This window comes from Mesorhizobium sp. M1050, from assembly GCF_040318715.1.
Lineage (GTDB): Bacteria > Pseudomonadota > Alphaproteobacteria > Rhizobiales > Rhizobiaceae > Mesorhizobium.
Window position 1 is genome coordinate 202,252 of record NZ_JAMYMV010000001.1, and the last position, 17,018, is coordinate 219,269.

Annotated in this window: 16 protein-coding genes; 9 read left to right on the forward strand and 7 right to left on the reverse strand. The window is 63.5% G+C overall.

Going from position 1 to position 17,018, the window contains the following annotated elements; all coding sequences use genetic code 11:
- Positions 1 to 140: 140 nt before the first annotated feature.
- The 4 genes from NKH57_RS01065 to NKH57_RS01080 are packed head-to-tail and all read left to right on the forward strand — an operon-like array spanning position 141 to position 7,014.
- On the forward strand, positions 141 to 1,145 hold the full coding sequence (locus NKH57_RS01065) for an AAA family ATPase (protein ID WP_023760702.1): 1,005 nt from the start codon (positions 141 to 143) through the stop codon (positions 1,143 to 1,145).
- Positions 1,145 to 2,059, forward strand: a complete 915-nt coding sequence (locus NKH57_RS01070) for a DUF58 domain-containing protein (protein ID WP_352603505.1) — start codon at positions 1,145 to 1,147, stop codon at positions 2,057 to 2,059. Before NKH57_RS01065 ends, NKH57_RS01070 begins: the two co-directional genes overlap by 1 nt.
- Complete coding sequence (locus tag NKH57_RS01075) at positions 2,056 to 4,878, forward strand: DUF4159 domain-containing protein (RefSeq protein ID WP_352940974.1); 2,823 nt, start codon at positions 2,056 to 2,058, stop codon at positions 4,876 to 4,878. Before NKH57_RS01070 ends, NKH57_RS01075 begins: the two co-directional genes overlap by 4 nt.
- A 57-nt stretch (positions 4,879 to 4,935) precedes the next feature.
- Positions 4,936 to 7,014 carry a hypothetical protein gene (locus NKH57_RS01080; protein ID WP_352940977.1) on the forward strand — a complete coding sequence of 693 codons (2,079 nt, stop codon included), beginning with the start codon at positions 4,936 to 4,938 and terminating at the stop codon, positions 7,012 to 7,014.
- A gap of 41 nt (positions 7,015 to 7,055) precedes the next feature.
- Here NKH57_RS01080 and clpS read toward each other — a convergent pair whose 3' ends face one another.
- The 4 genes from clpS to NKH57_RS01100 all read right to left on the reverse strand — a co-directional run bounded on the left by clpS (position 7,056) and on the right by NKH57_RS01100 (position 8,563).
- Entirely contained in the window at positions 7,056 to 7,361 is a 306-nt protein-coding gene (gene clpS, locus NKH57_RS01085) for an ATP-dependent Clp protease adapter ClpS (RefSeq protein ID WP_023760698.1), read from the reverse strand.
- 134 nt (positions 7,362 to 7,495) lie between these two features.
- Complete coding sequence (locus tag NKH57_RS01090) at positions 7,496 to 7,801, reverse strand: hypothetical protein (protein WP_352603511.1); 306 nt, start codon at positions 7,799 to 7,801, stop codon at positions 7,496 to 7,498.
- A 145-nt stretch (positions 7,802 to 7,946) separates the two neighbouring features.
- Positions 7,947 to 8,225 carry a hypothetical protein gene (locus tag NKH57_RS01095; protein WP_023760696.1) on the reverse strand — a complete coding sequence of 93 codons (279 nt, stop codon included), beginning with the start codon at positions 8,223 to 8,225 and terminating at the stop codon, positions 7,947 to 7,949.
- 38 nt (positions 8,226 to 8,263) lie between these two features.
- A complete protein-coding gene (locus NKH57_RS01100; RefSeq protein ID WP_023760695.1) occupies positions 8,264 to 8,563 on the reverse strand; it encodes a hypothetical protein in 300 nt (99 codons plus the stop codon).
- Positions 8,564 to 8,796: 233 nt separating this feature from the next.
- On the opposite strand from NKH57_RS01100, the gene NKH57_RS01105 reads away from it, so the two are divergent.
- A complete protein-coding gene (locus tag NKH57_RS01105) occupies positions 8,797 to 9,513 on the forward strand; it encodes a response regulator (RefSeq protein WP_352730502.1) in 717 nt (238 codons plus the stop codon).
- The gene (locus tag NKH57_RS01110) at positions 9,510 to 10,916 is read left to right on the forward strand and encodes an ATP-binding protein (RefSeq protein ID WP_352940982.1); all 1,407 of its coding nucleotides are present in this window, start codon (positions 9,510 to 9,512) and stop codon (positions 10,914 to 10,916) included. The genes NKH57_RS01105 and NKH57_RS01110 overlap by 4 nt, the downstream gene beginning before the upstream one ends.
- 52 nt (positions 10,917 to 10,968) lie before the next feature.
- Here the strand turns inward: NKH57_RS01110 and choV are convergent, their stop codons facing one another.
- The 3 genes from choV to NKH57_RS01125 form a co-directional block, all read right to left on the reverse strand.
- On the reverse strand, positions 10,969 to 12,150 hold the full coding sequence (choV, locus tag NKH57_RS01115; protein ID WP_023760692.1) for a choline ABC transporter ATP-binding protein: 1,182 nt from the start codon (positions 12,148 to 12,150) through the stop codon (positions 10,969 to 10,971).
- Complete coding sequence (gene choW / locus NKH57_RS01120) at positions 12,147 to 13,001, reverse strand: choline ABC transporter permease subunit (RefSeq protein ID WP_023760691.1); 855 nt, start codon at positions 12,999 to 13,001, stop codon at positions 12,147 to 12,149. The genes choV and choW overlap by 4 nt, the downstream gene beginning before the upstream one ends.
- A gap of 120 nt (positions 13,002 to 13,121) precedes the next feature.
- Entirely contained in the window at positions 13,122 to 14,057 is a 936-nt protein-coding gene (locus tag NKH57_RS01125; RefSeq protein ID WP_023760690.1) for a choline ABC transporter substrate-binding protein, read from the reverse strand.
- A gap of 418 nt (positions 14,058 to 14,475) precedes the next feature.
- On the opposite strand from NKH57_RS01125, the gene NKH57_RS01130 reads away from it, so the two are divergent.
- The 3 genes from NKH57_RS01130 (at position 14,476) to NKH57_RS01140 (ending at position 17,006) form a co-directional block, all read left to right on the forward strand.
- Positions 14,476 to 15,087, forward strand: a complete 612-nt coding sequence (locus NKH57_RS01130) for a thymidine kinase (protein WP_352603515.1) — start codon at positions 14,476 to 14,478, stop codon at positions 15,085 to 15,087.
- Between the two features lie 127 nt (positions 15,088 to 15,214).
- Positions 15,215 to 15,604: a c-type cytochrome gene (locus NKH57_RS01135; protein ID WP_352940986.1), complete on the forward strand. Its 390-nt coding sequence runs from the start codon at positions 15,215 to 15,217 to the stop codon at positions 15,602 to 15,604.
- A gap of 313 nt (positions 15,605 to 15,917) precedes the next feature.
- Complete coding sequence (locus NKH57_RS01140) at positions 15,918 to 17,006, forward strand: hypothetical protein (RefSeq protein WP_023760687.1); 1,089 nt, start codon at positions 15,918 to 15,920, stop codon at positions 17,004 to 17,006.
- The last annotated feature ends 12 nt before the right edge of the window (positions 17,007 to 17,018 follow it).

Genomic DNA, 17,018 nt, shown 5'->3' on the forward strand with positions numbered 1-17,018 from the left:
GTCACGAAATAGTCACTGTTGTTCCGCTTGTCAGCCTAAGTCTGTGATTTAAATTCTAATGCAGACGCTAGGCGAGGCCGAATCGCGGCAGTCATGGTATGCTGCAGGCAGGTATTTCCAATCACAAGGATCGATGCGGCATGAGCGTAATGGTCAAGGAAAGCCCGATCAGCGAAACGGACATGATCGCCGAGGCCGAGAAAGCGCTGGCCGACATCTCCAGGATCCGCGACGGGGTCGGCCGGGTCATCTTCGGCCAGGAGAGCGTCGTCGAGCGCACGCTGGTGGCGCTGCTCGCCGGCGGCCATGCGCTGCTGGTCGGCGTGCCGGGCCTCGCCAAGACCAAGCTGGTCGAAACACTCGGCATCGTGCTCGGCCTCAATTCGCGCCGCATCCAGTTCACCCCCGACCTGATGCCGTCCGATATCCTTGGCTCCGAGGTGATGGAGCAGGACGAGGCCGGCAAGCGCTCCTTCCGCTTCATTTCCGGCCCGATCTTCGCCCAGCTGCTGATGGCCGACGAGATCAACCGCGCTTCGCCGCGCACCCAGTCTGCGCTGCTGCAGGCGATGCAGGAGTACCACGTCACCATTGCCGGCGCCCGCTACGACCTGCCGGCGCCCTTCCACGTGCTGGCGACGCAGAACCCGCTGGAGCAGGAAGGCACCTATCCGCTGCCCGAGGCCCAGCTCGACCGCTTCCTGATGCAGGTCGACATCCTCTATCCCGAAATCGAGGCCGAGCGCCGCATTCTGCTGGAAACGACCGGCGTCGAGGACGCGAAAGCCCAGAACGTTCTGCAGCCGGCGCGGCTGAAGGAAATCCAGACACTCATCCGCCGCATGCCGGTACCCGAAAGCGTCGTCGAGGCGATCCTTACGCTGGTGCGCTCAGCGCGTCCGGGCCAGGGCAATGCCGAGACCGACAAGCACGTCGCCTGGGGCCCCGGCCCACGCGCCAGCCAGGCGCTGATGCTGTGCACCAGGGCGCGCGCGCTTTACGATGGACGGCTGGCGCCGTCGACCGACGATGTCCGCGCGCTCGCCGAGCCGGTGCTGCAGCATCGCATGGCGCTGACCTTCGCCGCTCGCGCCGAAGGCACCAGCGTGCGCGACGTTGTGGCGAAACTGGCCAAAGGTATCTGATGGCGCATATCGGCGAGGTCCAGGCTCCGGCAGCGACGCGCGACGCGCTCGCCCGTGGCCGGTTGCGGGCCTCTCTTGTGCCCGACCTGCTGGTCGAGGCGCGGCGCATCGTCAACACCGTGATCGCCGGCTGGCACGGCCGCCGCAAGCGCGGCATCGGCGAGAATTTCTGGCAGTTCCGGCCCTATGTCGAGGGCGATTCCTCGCGTATCGACTGGCGCCGCTCGGCGCGCGACGATCATACCTATGTGCGCGACCGCGAATGGGAAGCCGCCCATACGGTCTGGCTATGGGCCGACCCCTCGCCGTCGATGCTCTACAAATCGACCGGCGCCAGCGTTTCCAAGCAATCGCGCGCGCTGGTGCTGGCGCTGGCCATGGCCGAGCTATTGTCGCGCAGCGGCGAGCGTATTGCCTGGCCCGGTCTCACCGATCCGTTCACCGCCCGCAACGGCGCCGAGCGCATCGCCGCCCAGCTCATGCATGCCGGCGATTTGCCGGCAAAACCCGATCTTTCCGACATCCGCCGCTTCTGCGACATCGTCATTGTCAGCGATTTCCTCGATCCCGTCGAGGAGACGATGACCTGGCTCGACGTTCTAGCCCGCCACGGCGTGCGCGCGCATCTGATCGAGGTTGCCGACCCGGCCGAGGAGACCTTCCCCTATGCCGGCCGCACCGAATTCACGGATCCCGAGACCGGCGACAAGCTGACCGCCGGGCGCGCAGAAATGCTGGGCGATGAGTATCGCCTACTCTACACCGCCCGCCGCCACGAATTGGCCGTCTGGTGCAAGCGCCTCGGCTGGAGCTTTACCGTCAACCACACCGATCGGCTGGCTTCCGACGCGCTGGTGCGCCTGCACATGGCGATGACCGCCGATGGTGCCGCTGCCGGAAGGGTCAGCGCATGAGCTGGCTGCCGCTCTCCTTTGGCGCCCCCATGGTGCTGTGGGGTCTGCTGGCGCTGCCGGTGATCTGGTGGCTGTTGCGGCTGACACCGCCCAAGCCGCAAACCGAGATCTTCCCGCCGCTGAAGATCCTGGCGCGCGTCCTGAAGCGCGAGGAGACGCCGCAACAGAGCCCGTGGTGGCTGACGCTGCTGAGACTGCTGATGGCGGCGCTCATCGTCGCCGCATTGGCCGACCCGGTCTTCAACCCGCGCGAGAAACTGCCGGCCGAGGGTGCTGCCCTGGCCCTGGTTATCGACAATGACTGGGCAAGTGCCGCCGACTGGGGCAAGCGCGTCGCCACCGCCGAGCGGCTGATCAACGATGCTGGCTCGAACGGCGTGCCCGTCATCATCGCCTTCACCGCCGAAAAAGCCAATGCCGAGATCGGCCCGTTCGATGCCGCCGCCGCGCTCGACCGGCTGCGCGCCGCCAAGCCGCGGCCGATTCCGACCGACCGGCCGGCCGTCTATGCTCGCGTCGCCGGCGTGCTGGAAAGCTTGCCCGGCGCCAGTGTTGCCGTGCTTGCCGACGGACTTGCGGCAAAAGGCGACGAAGCCGCCTTCAACACGCTGTTGTCCAGGAATGCCGCCCGTGTTGTTTGGGCAACCGCCGACAGGCTGTCGCTGACCGGCCTGACCGCCGCCGACAATCAGGTTGACGGCTTTGCGCTTACCGCCATTCGCGCGCCGGGCGATCCTGCCCCGGCGCAGGTCACCGCCGGTGCCTTCGACGACATGGGCCGGCGCATCGCCGATGCGACGCTGACCTTTTCACCTGGCGAAACCACTGCCACTGGCATTATGGCGGTGCCGTTCGAACTGCGCAACGATTTCGCCTCGGTCGCGCTCGACGGCGAGCGCCAGGCCGGCGCGGTGCGCGTCCTCGACGAAAGCTCCAAGCGGCGGCGCGTCGGGCTGTTGTCGCAGGCCGAGGCCGACCAGGCGCAGCCGCTTTTGTCGCCGCTCTATTACATCAGGCGCGCGCTGCAGCCCTTCGCCGATCTGGTCGAGCCCTCAAGTGCCGATCTCGCCGATGCCATCCCGCAGATCCTCGACCAGAAGCCGGCGATGATCGTCATGGCCGACATCGGCACCATTCCCGCGCAGGTCCGGCAGAGGCTGGTCGACTGGGTCGACAATGGCGGCACTTTGGTGCGTTTCGCCGGATCGCGGCTGGCCGCCGCCGGCAATGACGACGATTTGCTGCCGGTCCGTCTGCGCACCGGCGAACGTTCGCTCGGCGGCGCGCTGTCGTGGACGTCGCCGCAGCCGGTCACCGAATTCCCCAAGGCCGGCCCGTTCGCCGATCTTGCGCCGCCGACCGAGGTCACCGTCAGCAGGCAGGTGCTGGCTGAACCGACGCCCGACATCGTCGAGCGCACCTGGGCGGCTCTTGCCGATGGCACGCCGCTGGTCACCGGACTGAAGAAGGGGAAGGGCACGCTGGCGCTGTTCCATGTCACGCCCGAGGCGACCTGGTCGAACCTGCCGATCTCGGGCAGCTTCGTCGAGATGCTGCGCCGCATCGTGCAACTGTCGCGCAACCAGGGCGCGGCGATCGCCAATGCCGAAGCCGCCGCCACCTCGCTGGCGCCCTATCGCATGATTGCAGCCGACGGCTCGCTGGTGCCGCCGACACCCGACGCACGGCCGCTGGTGCCGGGCGCAGGCGCGTTGCCAGTGACGTTCGAGAACCCGCCCGGGCTCTATGGTTCCGAGACGGGTGTGTTTGCCCACAATCTGCTTGGAGCCGACAGCACGTTTGCGCCGCTGGCGCGGCCGCAGATCACGGTTCCCGTCACATCGATCCAGTATGCCTTTGACGAATCGCGCAATTTGAAAGGCGCGCTGGTCGCGGCCGCCCTGGTGCTGATGCTGCTCGACACGCTGGCGGTGTTCTGGATAGGCGGCCTGTTTACCCGCCGACCGCGCCGCTCAGGCGCCGTGGCAACCACTTCTGCGATCCTGATTGCGCTTGGTGTGCTGTTCGGCCATGCCGACCTCGCTCGCGCCGATGACGCCAAGGCGGGCGACGAGGTTGCAATAGAGGCGATTTCAAAGACCCGCATCGCCTATGTGCTGACCGGGGTGCCGGGCGACGATTCGATCAGCCGCGCCGGGCTCGAAGGCCTGACCCGCTTCCTGATCGAGAAGACGGCTCTCGAACCGGGCGCGCCGACCGGCGTCGACATCTCCAAGGACGAGCTGTCGTTCTATCCGCTGATCTACTGGCCGATCGATCCGGCTGCACCGATGCCGAGCCAGGCCGCGATCGCCCGCATCGACGCCTATATGCAACAGGGCGGCACGGTACTGTTCGATACGCGCGACCAGTTCGCCAACGGCATCGGCGCCGATTCGACCAGCCCGGCGACGGAGCGGCTGCGCGACATCCTCGGCAATCTCAACGTGCCGCCGCTGGAGCCGGTGCCATCCGATCATGTGCTGACCAAATCCTTCTTCATCCTGCCCGAATTTCCCGGCCGCTTCAGTGGCAGCCCGCTCTGGGTCGAGGCTTCGCTCGACGCCAGCAATGCCGAGAACCGGCCGGTGCGCACGGGCGACGGCGTCTCCCCGATCATGATCACCGCCAATGACTTCGCGGGCGCCTGGGCGGTCGACGAGAATGGCGACCCGCTGCTGCCGACCGTACCGGCGGATCCGATGCAGCGCATCTACGCGCTACGCGCCGGCGTCAACATCATGATGTACATGCTTACCGGGAACTACAAATCCGACCAGGTCCACGTGCCGATACTGCTCGAACGGCTGGGGCAGTAAGATGATGTCTTTTATTGCACCTCCGCGGATCGACCCTCCCAAATGGGAGGGTAAGGAATGAACTGGTCGATCTCCTTCGAACCGCTGATCTCTTGGCCCTGGCTGATCTTGGCGCTGGTGCCGCTGGCGCTGCTTGCGCTGGTCGGCCTGTGGTTTCGTCAGCGCGGCTCTGTCTTTCGTTTCATCGCTCTGATGGCGCTCGCCGCCGCCCTGTTCAACCCGGTGTTCCTCAACGAGGAACGCGAGCCGCTGAAAAGCATTGTCGCCCTCGTTGTCGACCGCAGCCAGAGTCAGGATATCGGCGACCGCACGAAACAGACCGACGAGGCGCTGGCCGGGCTGCAGCAGCGTCTTGGCCGCTTCAAGCAGTTCGACGTGCGCGTCGTCGAGGCCGGCAAGTCCGAGGCCGCTGAGGAGCGCACCGAGACACGGCTGTTCAGCGCGCTCGATGGCGCCTTCCGCGATGTCCCGCCGTCACGCATCGGTGGTGCCATCATGATCACCGATGGCGAGGTGCATGATGCGCCTCCGGGCGCCCCCGATTTCAACGCCCCGCTGCATGCGCTGATCACTGGCAACGACCACGAAAAGGATCGCCGCATCCGCTTCGAGAATGCGCCGCGCTTCGGCCTCGTCGGCAAGCCGCTCGACATGACCTACCGCGTCATCTCGACCGAAAACGAGACCGGTCCGGTCGACGTGCGCGTCTCTGTCAATGGCGAGCAGGTCGCGGTCGAGCACGCCACCGTCGGCCAGGCCATGCCGCTGCAGGTGACCATTCCCGCTGCCGGCCGCAACATCGTCGAACTCGCCATCGACCGCGAACCGGGCGAACTGACCGACACCAACAACCGCGCCATCGCGCTCATCGATGGCATCCGCGAGAACCTGCGTGTGCTGCTGGTCTCCGGCGAGCCGCATGCCGGCGAGCGCACCTGGCGCAATCTGTTGAAATCCGATGCCTCTGTCGACCTTGTGCATTTCACCATTCTGCGGCCACCGGAAAAGCAGGACGGCACGCCGATCAATGAATTGTCGCTGATCGCCTTCCCGACACGCGAGCTGTTCGTCGAGAAGATCAAGGATTTCGACCTCATCATCTTCGACCGCTACCAGCACCGCGACGTGCTGCCGATCCTCTATTACGACTACATCTCCGAATATGTCGAAAAGGGCGGCGCGCTGCTGATCGCGGCCGGCCCCGAATACGCCGGTGAAAGCTCCATCGCGCGCACGCCGCTGATGTCGGCCCTGCCGGCGATGCCGACGGGCGAGGTTGTCGACAAGGCCTTCTATCCCCGCCTCACCGATCTTGGTCAGCGCCATCCGGTGACGCGCGGCCTGGATGGCTCGGCCGCCGAGCCGCCGCACTGGAGCCGCTGGTTCCGCACCATCGGCGTGCAGAACCCGGAAGGCGAGGTGGTGATGAAGGGCGCAGACAACCGGCCCCTGCTGTTGCTCGACCGCAAGGGCGAAGGCCGCGTCGGCATGCTTCTGTCCGACCAGGGCTGGCTTTGGGCGCGCGGCTTCGAAGGCGGCGGCCCGCATGTCCAGCTCTATCGGCGCATCGCGCACTGGCTGATGAAGGAGCCAGAACTCGAGGAGGAGCGGCTGACCGCCGACGGTCGCGGAATGGTGCTGGAAATCCGTCGCCAGACGATGGCCGACGATCCCGGCCCCGCCCAGATCATCACCCCTTCCGGCAAGACCTTGACCGTCAAGCTCGAGAAATCCGAGCCCGGCGTTTTCCTTGGCAGTGTCGAGACAAACGAGATCGGCCTCTATCAGGTCGCCAATGGCGACCTGACCGCGCTCGCCCATGTCGGACCGGTCAACGCACCGGAATTCGCAGATGTCATCTCCACCGAAAACCGGCTGAAGGCGCCGGCGGAAGTCACCGGCGGCAGCGTGCGCCGGCTGGCGTCGTCCTCGACCCTTGGCAGCGACGTGACGCTGCCCTCCATCGTGCCGGTGCGCTCGGCCGGCGCCGCGTCCGGCAGCGACTGGATCGGCCTGCGCACCACGGACGACAGCGTGCTCAAGGCCGTCTCGCGCGTGCCGCTTTTCGGTGGCTTCCTCGGTCTCGGCCTGTTGCTTCTGGCGATGGGTTCGATGTGGTACCGCGAAGGACGGTAGCGCCACCTCCCCTTGTGGGAGAAGGGAGAGAGCGAGCAGCCCTACTCCTCCGGCTCGGTGGTGAACATCAACGGATAGCCCTTGGCCTTGCCGGCGTCGGTGGCTCGCATCGCCTTGGTCTCGGCGACATCCTTGGTGAAGACGGCGACGACGCAGACGCCGCGCCGATGCGCGGTGATCATCACCCGGTGCGCCTGGTCTTCGCTGAGCTTGAACTCCCCCTTCAGCACCGTCACCACGAATTCGCGCGGGGTGAAATCGTCATTGATGAGGATGACCTTGTAGAGCTTCGGCCGTTCGATCTGCGGCTTGACCTGTACGCGCGGTTTTGTGGTGATTTCAGGCATTGGAACTGACAATTTGCGTGAGCGATGTGGCCGCCATTCTGGCACCGGGGAAGGCGGTCGTCCATTTTGATCGAGGCGCCAGCCGGTGTCCGGCGAGCGCGGCACTCACTATGTGGGAAACTGTCGGTTGCCGTTCAACGGCCGGGCCGGAAGCGTTTTCCCCCGGCATCCGCCCGGCGTTCCAGGAAGGCTGCGATCGGCCAGGCAATGACGCAGATCAGGGTCGCGCCGGTCAGCACGATCAGCGACCAGGTCTGTGCCGGCGTGATGTAGTCCCAATTGGTGGAAATCACCGGCGCGAAAAGCGAAGGCTCGGTGCGTCCGCTCGCCGGATCCGGCACCGGGCTGGCGGTGAACAGGATAAGTACCCTGGAGATACCGGTGGCAACCAGGCCACCAAGCACCAACGAGCGCAGAATGGACGAAAGCCGCTTCTTCATGCGGATTGTCCTACACAACTGGCGTTGCAAACGGGTTAAGCGCGATCGAGATACGTGTTCAGTTTATCGACCATGCACTTGGCAAAAGACCGTCCCAGCCGATTTACGGCTGGAACGGCCTTGCTGGAACTGACCTCGAAGCTGATCAGGGCTTCTTCGGAGCAGCCTTCGGGGCCGCCTTCGAGGGCGCCTTCTTGACCGGGCACTTGTGCGTCTTGGTCACCTTGCAGACAGTCTTCTTGGCGACCTTTTTCGGAGCAGCCTTGGCGGCAGGAGCGGTGGTCGTCGCGGCAGCGGCCGGAGCGGTGGTCGTGGTGGCAGCAGCCGGCGCAGCGGTCGTGGTGGCGGCTGCGTTGCCGAGAACCGGCATCGAGAAGGCGAGAGCGACGGAGAGGCCGAGGGCGGACAGGAGGGACTTTTTCATGGCTTCGTTTCCTTTTTATGCGGGTCGAATTTCTGATGTCACTGAACCGGGTCGTTCGGTGTCACTCCAAGCAACTTCAAAGCGTTGGCAAGCATCCGGATGCCCTGTGCCTGTTTCTTGGCGGCGCAGTACCGGTTACCCTTTCTCTGAAGTGCCTTTGCCGCGGTGACCTGCGTTGCCGTGGCATGGGTTTCGAGGGCTTCATCAAATTGGTGGCTGAGATTGGCGCACCGTTCGCTCCGAGTGAGCGGCGCCTTTGCGTCCGATTGTCCGGCAGCGGCGGTGACCAGGCCAAGGCCCAGCAACGCACCCAACAAACTGATCGACAACCTTGGCATTGGTTTATCCGTAAACCCGGAGACTAGCGTCGCAGCCGATGACCTGACCGCCACGAGATCAGTTATGCCTTTGAAATTTTTCAGGAGTTTTTCTGAACTGTAGAATTTTGTTTCTGGATTGTGTCTGAGAAAGCCGGTGTGAACCCATCATCACCACTGGCCAACATATGGCCTGAATTCTATCGTGTGGGTGGCGACAGAACGGCTTGGCAATCAACAACGACAGGGCTCAAGTGAAATCCGACGCGCACATACTGATCGTCGACGACGACAAGGGCATTCGCGACCTGCTGCAGGAATTCTTCCAGAAGCGGGGCCTGCACACCTCGGTTGCCGCCGACGGTGTCGAGATGGAGGCCATCCTGCGCCGCGCGCAAGTCGATCTCATCGTCCTCGACGTGATGCTGCCCGGCAAGAGCGGGCTGGAGCTGTGCCGCGACCTGCGCGCCAAGTATTCGACGCCGATCATCATGCTGACCGCCGTCACCGAGACCACCGATCGCGTCGTCGGCCTGGAAATGGGCGCCGACGACTATGTGCCCAAACCGTTCGATCCGCGCGAGCTTTTGGCGCGCATCCGCGCCGTGCTGCGCCGCAATGGCGGCGCCGAGCCCAAGCGCGCCACCACCAGGCAGATCTACCGCTTCGCCGGCTGGACGATGGATTGCTCGCGGCGCCGGCTGATCGCGCCCGACGATGTCAGGGTCGAACTGACCATGGCCGAATTCAACCTGCTGCAGACCTTCGTCAAGAGCGCGCAGCGCGTGCTGACCCGTGACCAGCTCATCGAACTGTCCGGCGGCGATAGCGACTACTCCTTCGACCGCAGCATCGACATCCTGGTCAGCCGGTTGCGACGTAAGATGGAAGACGACCCGAAAACGCCCCAGTTCATCCTGACGGTGCGCAGCGGTGGCTACCAGTTTCTGCCGGAGACGACCTCCGAATGAAACGTTTCCTGCCGCAGACCTTGCCTGTCTGGGTGCTGCTGATCGTCATTGCCGGCCTGCTGATCAGTCAGGTCGCAACCCTCTATATCGTGTCGCGCGACCGCGCCGTCGCCAACGGCATCGTCGACCTCTACCGTCTCAACGACCGCGCCTTTTCCCTGGTGCAGCTGATGCATGACGCCACGCCGGAGCAACGCAAGGCGACGGCGACAGGCCTGTTCAATTCCACTTACGCGCTCACTATCTCGGACACGCCGGCGGTCACCTCGTCGATCGCAAGCGACGACGAACTGGCGGAACTCGAAGACATCCTTGTCGGCCGACTGTCGAAGTTCGGCATCACCGATGCGCGCGTGCGGCGCGACCCGGCCACGCGCGAGGCCGACGACGCCGACGGCACGGCGCCGGGGCCCGATATCGGCCAGGTCGAACGCGACCTTCTGGTGCTGGCCGCCAACTTTGCCCAGAGCGAGAAGCTGACGGCGTCGCTGCGTTTCGCCGACGGCCATTGGCTGAACTTCACCGAGCCGATCACGCCCGTCGGCCCGATCCTGAGCTTCGACAGTCTGCCGCTCTATTCGCTGATCGCCGGACTGGTGGTGATCATGTCGATCTGGTCGTTGCGCCGGCTGACAGCGCCCTACCGGATGATGGAAACCGCCGTGAACCGGATCGGCAAGGATCTGAAGAGCCCGCCGATCGCTGAAGGGGGCAGCCGCGAGGTCCGTGCCGCCGCCAAGGCGATCAACGCCATGCAGGCCCGGCTGCGCGAATATGTCGAGGATCGCGAACATCTGGCGGCGGCACTTGCGCATGATCTACGCACGCCGATGACCAGAATGCGCCTGCGCCTGGAGCTATTGCGCAAATCGGCGGTTCGCGAAGCGCTGGCGCATGATCTCGCCGACGTCGAGAGCATTGCCAGCTCGGTGATCGACTTCGCCACCTTCGAGGTGACCGAGGAGAAGAACGAGCGCATCGACTTCTGGTCGCTCGTGGAGTCGATCGCCGACGCCTATCCGGACGTGTCGTTCGAAGATGATACCCGCTCACGCGGGCTCATCTGCATGGCCCGGCCGGTCGCGCTCAAGCGCTGCGTCACCAATCTGCTGCAGAACGCGGTCACCTACGGCAAGAAGGCGCATCTCAGCCTCGGCCGGTCGGACAACACGATCCTGCTCACCATCCGCGATGAAGGACCGGGGATACCGCAGGCGCAGATCGACGCCGTGTTCGGCTCTTTCGTGCGCCTTGAGCAATCGCGCAACCGCCAGACCGGCGGTCTCGGGCTCGGCCTGACCATTGCCCGCAACATCGCGCGCGCCGCCGGCGGTGAGGTCAGCCTGTCCAACAACCCGGGCGGTGGCCTGCTGACGCAACTGCGCCTGCCGCTGGCGGCTTAGAACGAGGCGCGCTCAATCGCAGCGCCTTGTCGACTTTGGTATCCGACGAACTTTACCGCCGCAGCACCGCGCTCAACACATCGCGGATGCCGATGGCGCCGACGAAACGCGACTGGTCGTCGAACAGCGCCACGGGGGCTGTCTGCGAGCGGTGCATGGCCAGCATCACGGTTTTCAGCGAGGTGCCGGGATTGGCCCAGAACACTTGCGCTGCTTCCTCTGACTGGGTCTCGACATCCGCGCACGAAACCCACACCGCCGGCTTGCCGTCGCGTTCGGCCGCCGCCACCAGCCCGTGATCGTCGATCTTAAAGCGCGTCGTTTTGCGCCGATCTAGCCAGACCCAGCCATTGTCGCCGTGTTCCAGATCGCGGCGGTCGCGCATCACGTTCCAGGCGGTCAGCACCGACAACGGGTTCACATTGGCGATGAAGTCGCGGACATAGTCGTTGGCGGGCCGCAGCACGATGTCTTCCGGTGCCCCAGTCTGCACGATGCGTCCGCCTTCCATGATGGTGATGTGGCTGCCGATCTTCAGCGCTTCCTCGAGGTCGTGGCTGACGAAGATGATGGTCTTCTTCAACTCGGCCTGCAATTGCAGCAACTCGTCCTGGAGCTTGGTGCGGATCAGGGGGTCGAGCGCCGAGAACGGCTCGTCCATCAGAAGGATCGGGGCCTCGGTGGCGAATGCACGGGCCAGGCCGACGCGCTGTTGCATGCCGCCCGAAAGCTCATGCGCGTATTTCTTCGACCACTGGTCGAGATTGACCAGCTTGAGCTGGCGTTGCACGCGTTCCTTGCGCTCTAGCTCCGGCACGCCGGCGAGTTCGAGGCCCAGGCCGACATTCTCCTCCACCGTGCGCCACGGCAGCAGGCCGAACTGCTGGAACACCATGGCCACCTGTTTCTGGCGCAGGCGCCGCAAGGTCGCCTCATCGCAAGTGACGACATCGACGGTCTTGTCGCCATCCTTGACCAGGACCTGGCCGCGCGACACCACGTTGAGTCGATTGACCGCCCGCAGCAATGTCGACTTGCCCGAACCGGACAGGCCCATCAGCACCGAGATCTCGCCCTCGTTCACAGTCAGGCTGGCGCCGGCGCAGCCAAGCACATTACCGGTCTTTTCGAGGATATCGGCACGGCTGGCGCCGGCGTCTATCATCGCCAAAGATCCGGCCTGGTCTGCGCCGAAGACGATATCGACGTTCCTGAAATCAACGGCGACGGTCATTTCTTGCCTCCAACGCCGATGCGCGTCATGCGGTCGAGCACGATGGCCAGCACGACGATGGCCAGGCCGGCTTCAAGGCCGAGGTCGATCTTGCGCGAACCGAGCGCCCGGTTGATCTCGGTGCCGAGGCCGCCGGCACCGATGAGAGCCGCGAACACCACCATCGACAGCGACAGCATGATCGACTGGGTGAGACCGGCCATGATGGTCGGCAGGGCCGAGGGCAGTTCCACCTTCCAGAGCAGCTGGCTCTTGGTGGCGCCGAATGCCTCGCCTGCCTCGATGATCGACTTCGGCACCGAGACGACGCCCAGATGCGTGAGACGAACCGATGTCGGGATGACGAAGATTATGGTGACGATGAGGCCGGGCGCGTTGCCAAGGCCGAACAGCGTCAGCACCGGGATCAGGTAGACGAAGGTCGGCAGCGTCTGCATCAGGTCGAGCACCGGCAGCATGATGCGGTAGACCTTCGGCTTGTGAGCCGCCCAGATACCGAGTGGCACACCGATGGCCATCGAGGCGGCGGCAGCGGCAACCACCAGCACCAGCGTCTCCACCGTCTGCTTCCAGAGGTTCTGGTTGAGGATGAACAGCAATCCGAAAAAGACCGCCACAGCCAGGCCTCTCGATCGCTGCAGATAATAGGCAAGCAGCGCAATCAGGGCGATGAGAAGGACGGGCGGTATATGCAGCAGCATATCGACCACGCCGTCGAGCAGGAAATTCAGGCCGCCCGAGAGGCCGCGGAAGAAAGTGTTGAAATTGTCCGTGAGGAAGGTGAAGAACGCTTTGCCCCATTCGCCGATGGGAATCTTGTAACCGACAAAGAATTTTGAAATCGGATCCATCTAGCCCCTCTTTGGCAGTCGCCGTCCTTGCCGGACAGTCATCTTGTCACAGGATATGAAAAAGGGCAGCCTTTTCTATATGGCTGCCCTCGCTCGGATCATGTCGGATTCACAGTCGGCTCAGCTCCCGAGTGCGGTCTTTACCGCCGCGGCCGCGTCGCCGCCATCGAAGGTGGTCACGCCGGCAATCCACGGAGCGACCGCGTCCGGATGCTTCTTCAACCAGTCGGTCGCGGCCGTGTTGGCGTCGCCGCCTTTGAGGATCGCGTCCATCATCTCGCCTTCCATATCGAGGTTGAACTTCAGGTTGGCGATGAACTTGCCGGCATTCGGGCACTCGGTGGTATAGCCCTTGCGCACATTGGTATGCACGGTGGCGGCGCCGAAGCCGCTGTCGCCCATGCCATCGAGATAGGTGATCTTCATGGCGCCCATCACCGGATGCGGCGTCCAGCCGAGGAACGCGATCCACTCATTGCTCTTCATCGACTGCTCGGCCTGCGTCAGCATGCCGGCTTCCGAGGATTCGACCAGTTCGAAGCCTTCGAGATTGTCCTTCGGGTTCTTGATCATGTCGAGGATGATGCGGTTGCCATCATTGCCGGCCTCGATGCCGTAGATCTTGCCGTTGAACTTGTCCTTGAACTTGCCGAGGTCGGTCAGCGTCTTGACGCCGGCGTCCGCCACATAGGTCGGCACGACGATGCCATAGCCGGCGCCGCTGAGGTTTTCGCTGATGGTCTCGACGGAGCCGTCGGCGGTGTAGTCCTTGATGTCGTTGGTCATCGACGGCATCCAGTTACCTAGGAAGACGTCGAGGTCCTTGTTTTTCAGCGACGCATAGGTCACCGGAACCGATAGCTGGATCACCTGCGGCTCGTAGCCGAGTGCGGTCAGCAGTACGGAAGCGATGCCGGTCGTCGCCTGGATGTCGGTCCACCCGACATCGGAAAGACGCACCGCCTTGCAGCTCGCCGGATCACCGGCGAAGGCAGCGCTCGTGGACAAAAAAGCCGCCAGGCCGAGGCCGGCGACGAAAGAGTTCATACGCGACATAGGTAGTCTCCCATTGTGATTCTTTGGCGAAGCATAGCTACGGTTTCTCTGCCCGCCTTGTTTCGTCAGCCAAACACCATTCTGGTGCGGTTTCAAGCACTAAGGCAATCACGATCAACGGCGCAGACTGGCCAATCAGCGACACGGCTGACGCTTTTGTCTTGCCAGACAGTTTTTCAGGGGCCAGACAGTTTTTCAGGAGCGAGACGGCTTTTTCGGGGAAAGCCTGCCGTGGCCCCTCCCCGTATCAGGCCAAGTCGGCATAAGGTCTGTTTAGATTCAGGTCAGGCCGAGACGAAAATGGTGGACTCCGAGAACCGGAGCGGAGCGTACTTTTGGCCACGTGAGCACCGGAAGCGCAGGAACCGCCATTTGCAGGCCGGCATCACCTGAATATCAACAGACCGTAAAGGGCGGCATGGCTAAGCTCTACTTCCACTATGCAACGATGAACGCCGGCAAGACCACGATGCTGTTGCAGGCGTCGTACAATTATCGCGAGCGCGGCATGGGCACGATGCTGTTCGTCGCCGGCCACTACCGCAAGGGCGATACCGGCCTGATCTCGTCGCGCATCGGCCTGGAGACGGAAGCCGAGATGTTCCGCGACGGTGACGATCTGTTCGCCCGCGTCGCCGATCATCACGCGCACACATCGGTGCATTGCGTCTTTGTCGACGAGGCACAGTTTCTCGAAGAGGAGCAGGTCTGGCAGCTCGCCCGCATCGCCGACCGGCTGAACATCCCAGTCATGTGTTACGGCTTGCGCACCGATTTCCAGGGCAATCTGTTCTCCGGTTCTCGCGCGCTGCTGGCCATCGCCGACGATTTGCGCGAAGTGCGCACCATCTGCCGCTGCGGCCGCAAGGCGACGATGGTGGTGCGCCTCGGACCTGACGGCAAGGTGGCGCGTCAGGGCGAGCAGGTGGCGATCGGCAAGGACGTTTATGTCTCGCTCTGCCGTCGCCACTGGGAGGAAGAGATGGGCCGCGCCGCGCCCGACGACTTCATCGGCTTTATTAAGGGCTGATCGCCCGGCGACCTTGCCCAGGCCCCGATGCAACCCGATCGGCATCTTCCGCAATCGCGCCATGATGCAGCGTTTGTTAAGGCCTCGGTCCTATAACGCCGCCAGCCAGAGCTCTCCGGAGACAGCCATGTTTCGCGCCGCTTCGTTCGCCAGCATTCTTCTCCTTGCCACCTCGCTTGCCGCTCATGCGGGCGGTGACCCGACCCTTGGCAAGAAGGTCTTCAACCGGTGCATCGTCTGTCATGAAGCAGCCACCGACCGCGACAAGGTCGGTCCGCATTTGATGGGCGTCGTCGGCCGCGCAGCCGGTAGTGCCGAGAGCTTTCTTGGTCATTACTCCGAGGCGATGAAGAGTGCCGGTGGCGCCGGCCTGGTCTGGGACGAAGCCAACCTTGCCGAATATCTCAAAGCACCCCGGCTCAAGGTGCCCGGTAACAAAATGGCGTTTGCCGGCCTGACCAACGACGACGACATCGCCAACGTCATCGCCTATCTGAAGGCCGATCCTAAGCCCTGACCCGCTGCACGCGCGTCTCTGTGACGCCGGCGTTCGCTTCGCATGTCGCCGCCGCTATTGCTGTATTGATTTGCCAACTACAAAGGCATCCCGCGCGTCGTCGTTTTGCGGCATAGAAGTTCAATGGCAGTTGAACTATGACTGACCGGCAGGCTAGTCACGCCATGACCTCGCTTCCATTGCCTTTCAAGACCGTGACCGAATATTTTGTTTTCGGGGCGGGTCTTGTCTTGCGTCTTTCAATCCCAGGATGCCCCACATATATTCGCCGCTGTTCGCGACCAGCGACGTGATGCCGAAGCGGGAGGCCCCAATGGCGACATTGCAGAATTTCGATGCCGAAATTGCCAAGACCAAGCAGGTCGTGCAGGACATGCGCAGCAAGATCGAGCAGTCCGGCACCGTGCTTGATACGCTCGCGACCGCCGACAAGAAGATCGGCGACGCGAATTTCGACATCGAGAACGCCCGCATCGAGGATGTGCTGAAGCAGCAGAAGGTCATGGAAGGCAACATCGCCGACCTGATCATCGGGCTGGAGGACGCCACCAACGTCTTCGGCGCCGAGTTCGAGAGCATGAAGAACTACACCGGCTGGGAAAAATTCATCGGCGTCTTTTCCAGCCAGAGCAAGCAGCGCATGCGTACCGACCGCGTCCGCAACATGTCGCTAGCGGGCAATCTGCAGGAACTGCTGGTCAAGTCCGACACCATCGTCGGCATCCTGAAGGCCCAGAAAGGGGTCCTCGACCAGCGCTACAAGACTTCCGAGACCAGCCTGTCGCAGGTCATCGAGCGGCGCAAGACCACCATGACCAACCTCGAAGCCGTGCAAAAGCGCATCGAGGAACTCAACCCGATGCTGCTCGACATCGAAAACAAGATCGCCGCTTCGACCAGCCAGAAGGAGCGCACGCAGCTCGAAGGCGAGCGCTCCAAGCTGGCGACGGAATACAATGAAAAGCAAGCCAAGGAACAGGAGCTGCTAGCCGAGAGCCAGACGCTCGAGCGCTACACCTCGATGTTCCAGACCTTTGTCGATTCGCTCAACAACCAGATCGCCGCGCAGTCGACGCTGATCAACAAACTGACCATCGACACCGAGCAACGTATCGTCCTCTACAAGGCGCTCGAAGATTCGCTGAAGACCGCCGCCCAGCAGGACGTCGCCCACAAGATCAACACGCTGGGCAGCCAGGTCGACAACACCGCCGAGGAAACCATGGCCGGCATCGGCGCTGCTTCGCAAAAGCACATCGGCGACCTGCTCGAGATGCACGAGAAGAACATGGTCGCCACTGCCGACATCCAGCGCCGCAAGAAGCTGGCCGACGATGCCTTTGCCCGCCGCTTCGACGAGGTGTTGAAGAAGCACAATTCGGCAAATTACGTGCAGTCTTAGGAGTGGCAGAAC

What these genes read in the sequence shown, in the direction of transcription:
- NKH57_RS01100 (WP_023760695.1), bottom strand. Translation starts at nt 8,563, where the DNA reads ATGCCAAGGTTGTCGATCAGTTTGTTGGGTGCGTTGCTGGGCCTTGGC.
- NKH57_RS01140 (WP_023760687.1), top strand. Translation starts at nt 15,918, where the DNA reads ATGGCGACATTGCAGAATTTCGATGCCGAAATTGCCAAGACCAAGCAG.
- NKH57_RS01095 (WP_023760696.1), bottom strand. Translation starts at nt 8,225, where the DNA reads ATGAAAAAGTCCCTCCTGTCCGCCCTCGGCCTCTCCGTCGCTCTCGCC.
- NKH57_RS01065 (WP_023760702.1), top strand. Translation starts at nt 141, where the DNA reads ATGAGCGTAATGGTCAAGGAAAGCCCGATCAGCGAAACGGACATGATC.
- NKH57_RS01090 (WP_352603511.1), bottom strand. Translation starts at nt 7,801, where the DNA reads ATGAAGAAGCGGCTTTCGTCCATTCTGCGCTCGTTGGTGCTTGGTGGC.
- NKH57_RS01135 (WP_352940986.1), top strand. Translation starts at nt 15,215, where the DNA reads ATGTTTCGCGCCGCTTCGTTCGCCAGCATTCTTCTCCTTGCCACCTCG.
- choV (WP_023760692.1), bottom strand. Translation starts at nt 12,150, where the DNA reads ATGACCGTCGCCGTTGATTTCAGGAACGTCGATATCGTCTTCGGCGCA.
- clpS (WP_023760698.1), bottom strand. Translation starts at nt 7,361, where the DNA reads ATGCCTGAAATCACCACAAAACCGCGCGTACAGGTCAAGCCGCAGATC.
- NKH57_RS01075 (WP_352940974.1), top strand. Translation starts at nt 2,056, where the DNA reads ATGAGCTGGCTGCCGCTCTCCTTTGGCGCCCCCATGGTGCTGTGGGGT.
- NKH57_RS01070 (WP_352603505.1), top strand. Translation starts at nt 1,145, where the DNA reads ATGGCGCATATCGGCGAGGTCCAGGCTCCGGCAGCGACGCGCGACGCG.
- NKH57_RS01110 (WP_352940982.1), top strand. Translation starts at nt 9,510, where the DNA reads ATGAAACGTTTCCTGCCGCAGACCTTGCCTGTCTGGGTGCTGCTGATC.
- NKH57_RS01130 (WP_352603515.1), top strand. Translation starts at nt 14,476, where the DNA reads ATGGCTAAGCTCTACTTCCACTATGCAACGATGAACGCCGGCAAGACC.
- NKH57_RS01125 (WP_023760690.1), bottom strand. Translation starts at nt 14,057, where the DNA reads ATGTCGCGTATGAACTCTTTCGTCGCCGGCCTCGGCCTGGCGGCTTTT.
- choW (WP_023760691.1), bottom strand. Translation starts at nt 13,001, where the DNA reads ATGGATCCGATTTCAAAATTCTTTGTCGGTTACAAGATTCCCATCGGC.
- NKH57_RS01080 (WP_352940977.1), top strand. Translation starts at nt 4,936, where the DNA reads ATGAACTGGTCGATCTCCTTCGAACCGCTGATCTCTTGGCCCTGGCTG.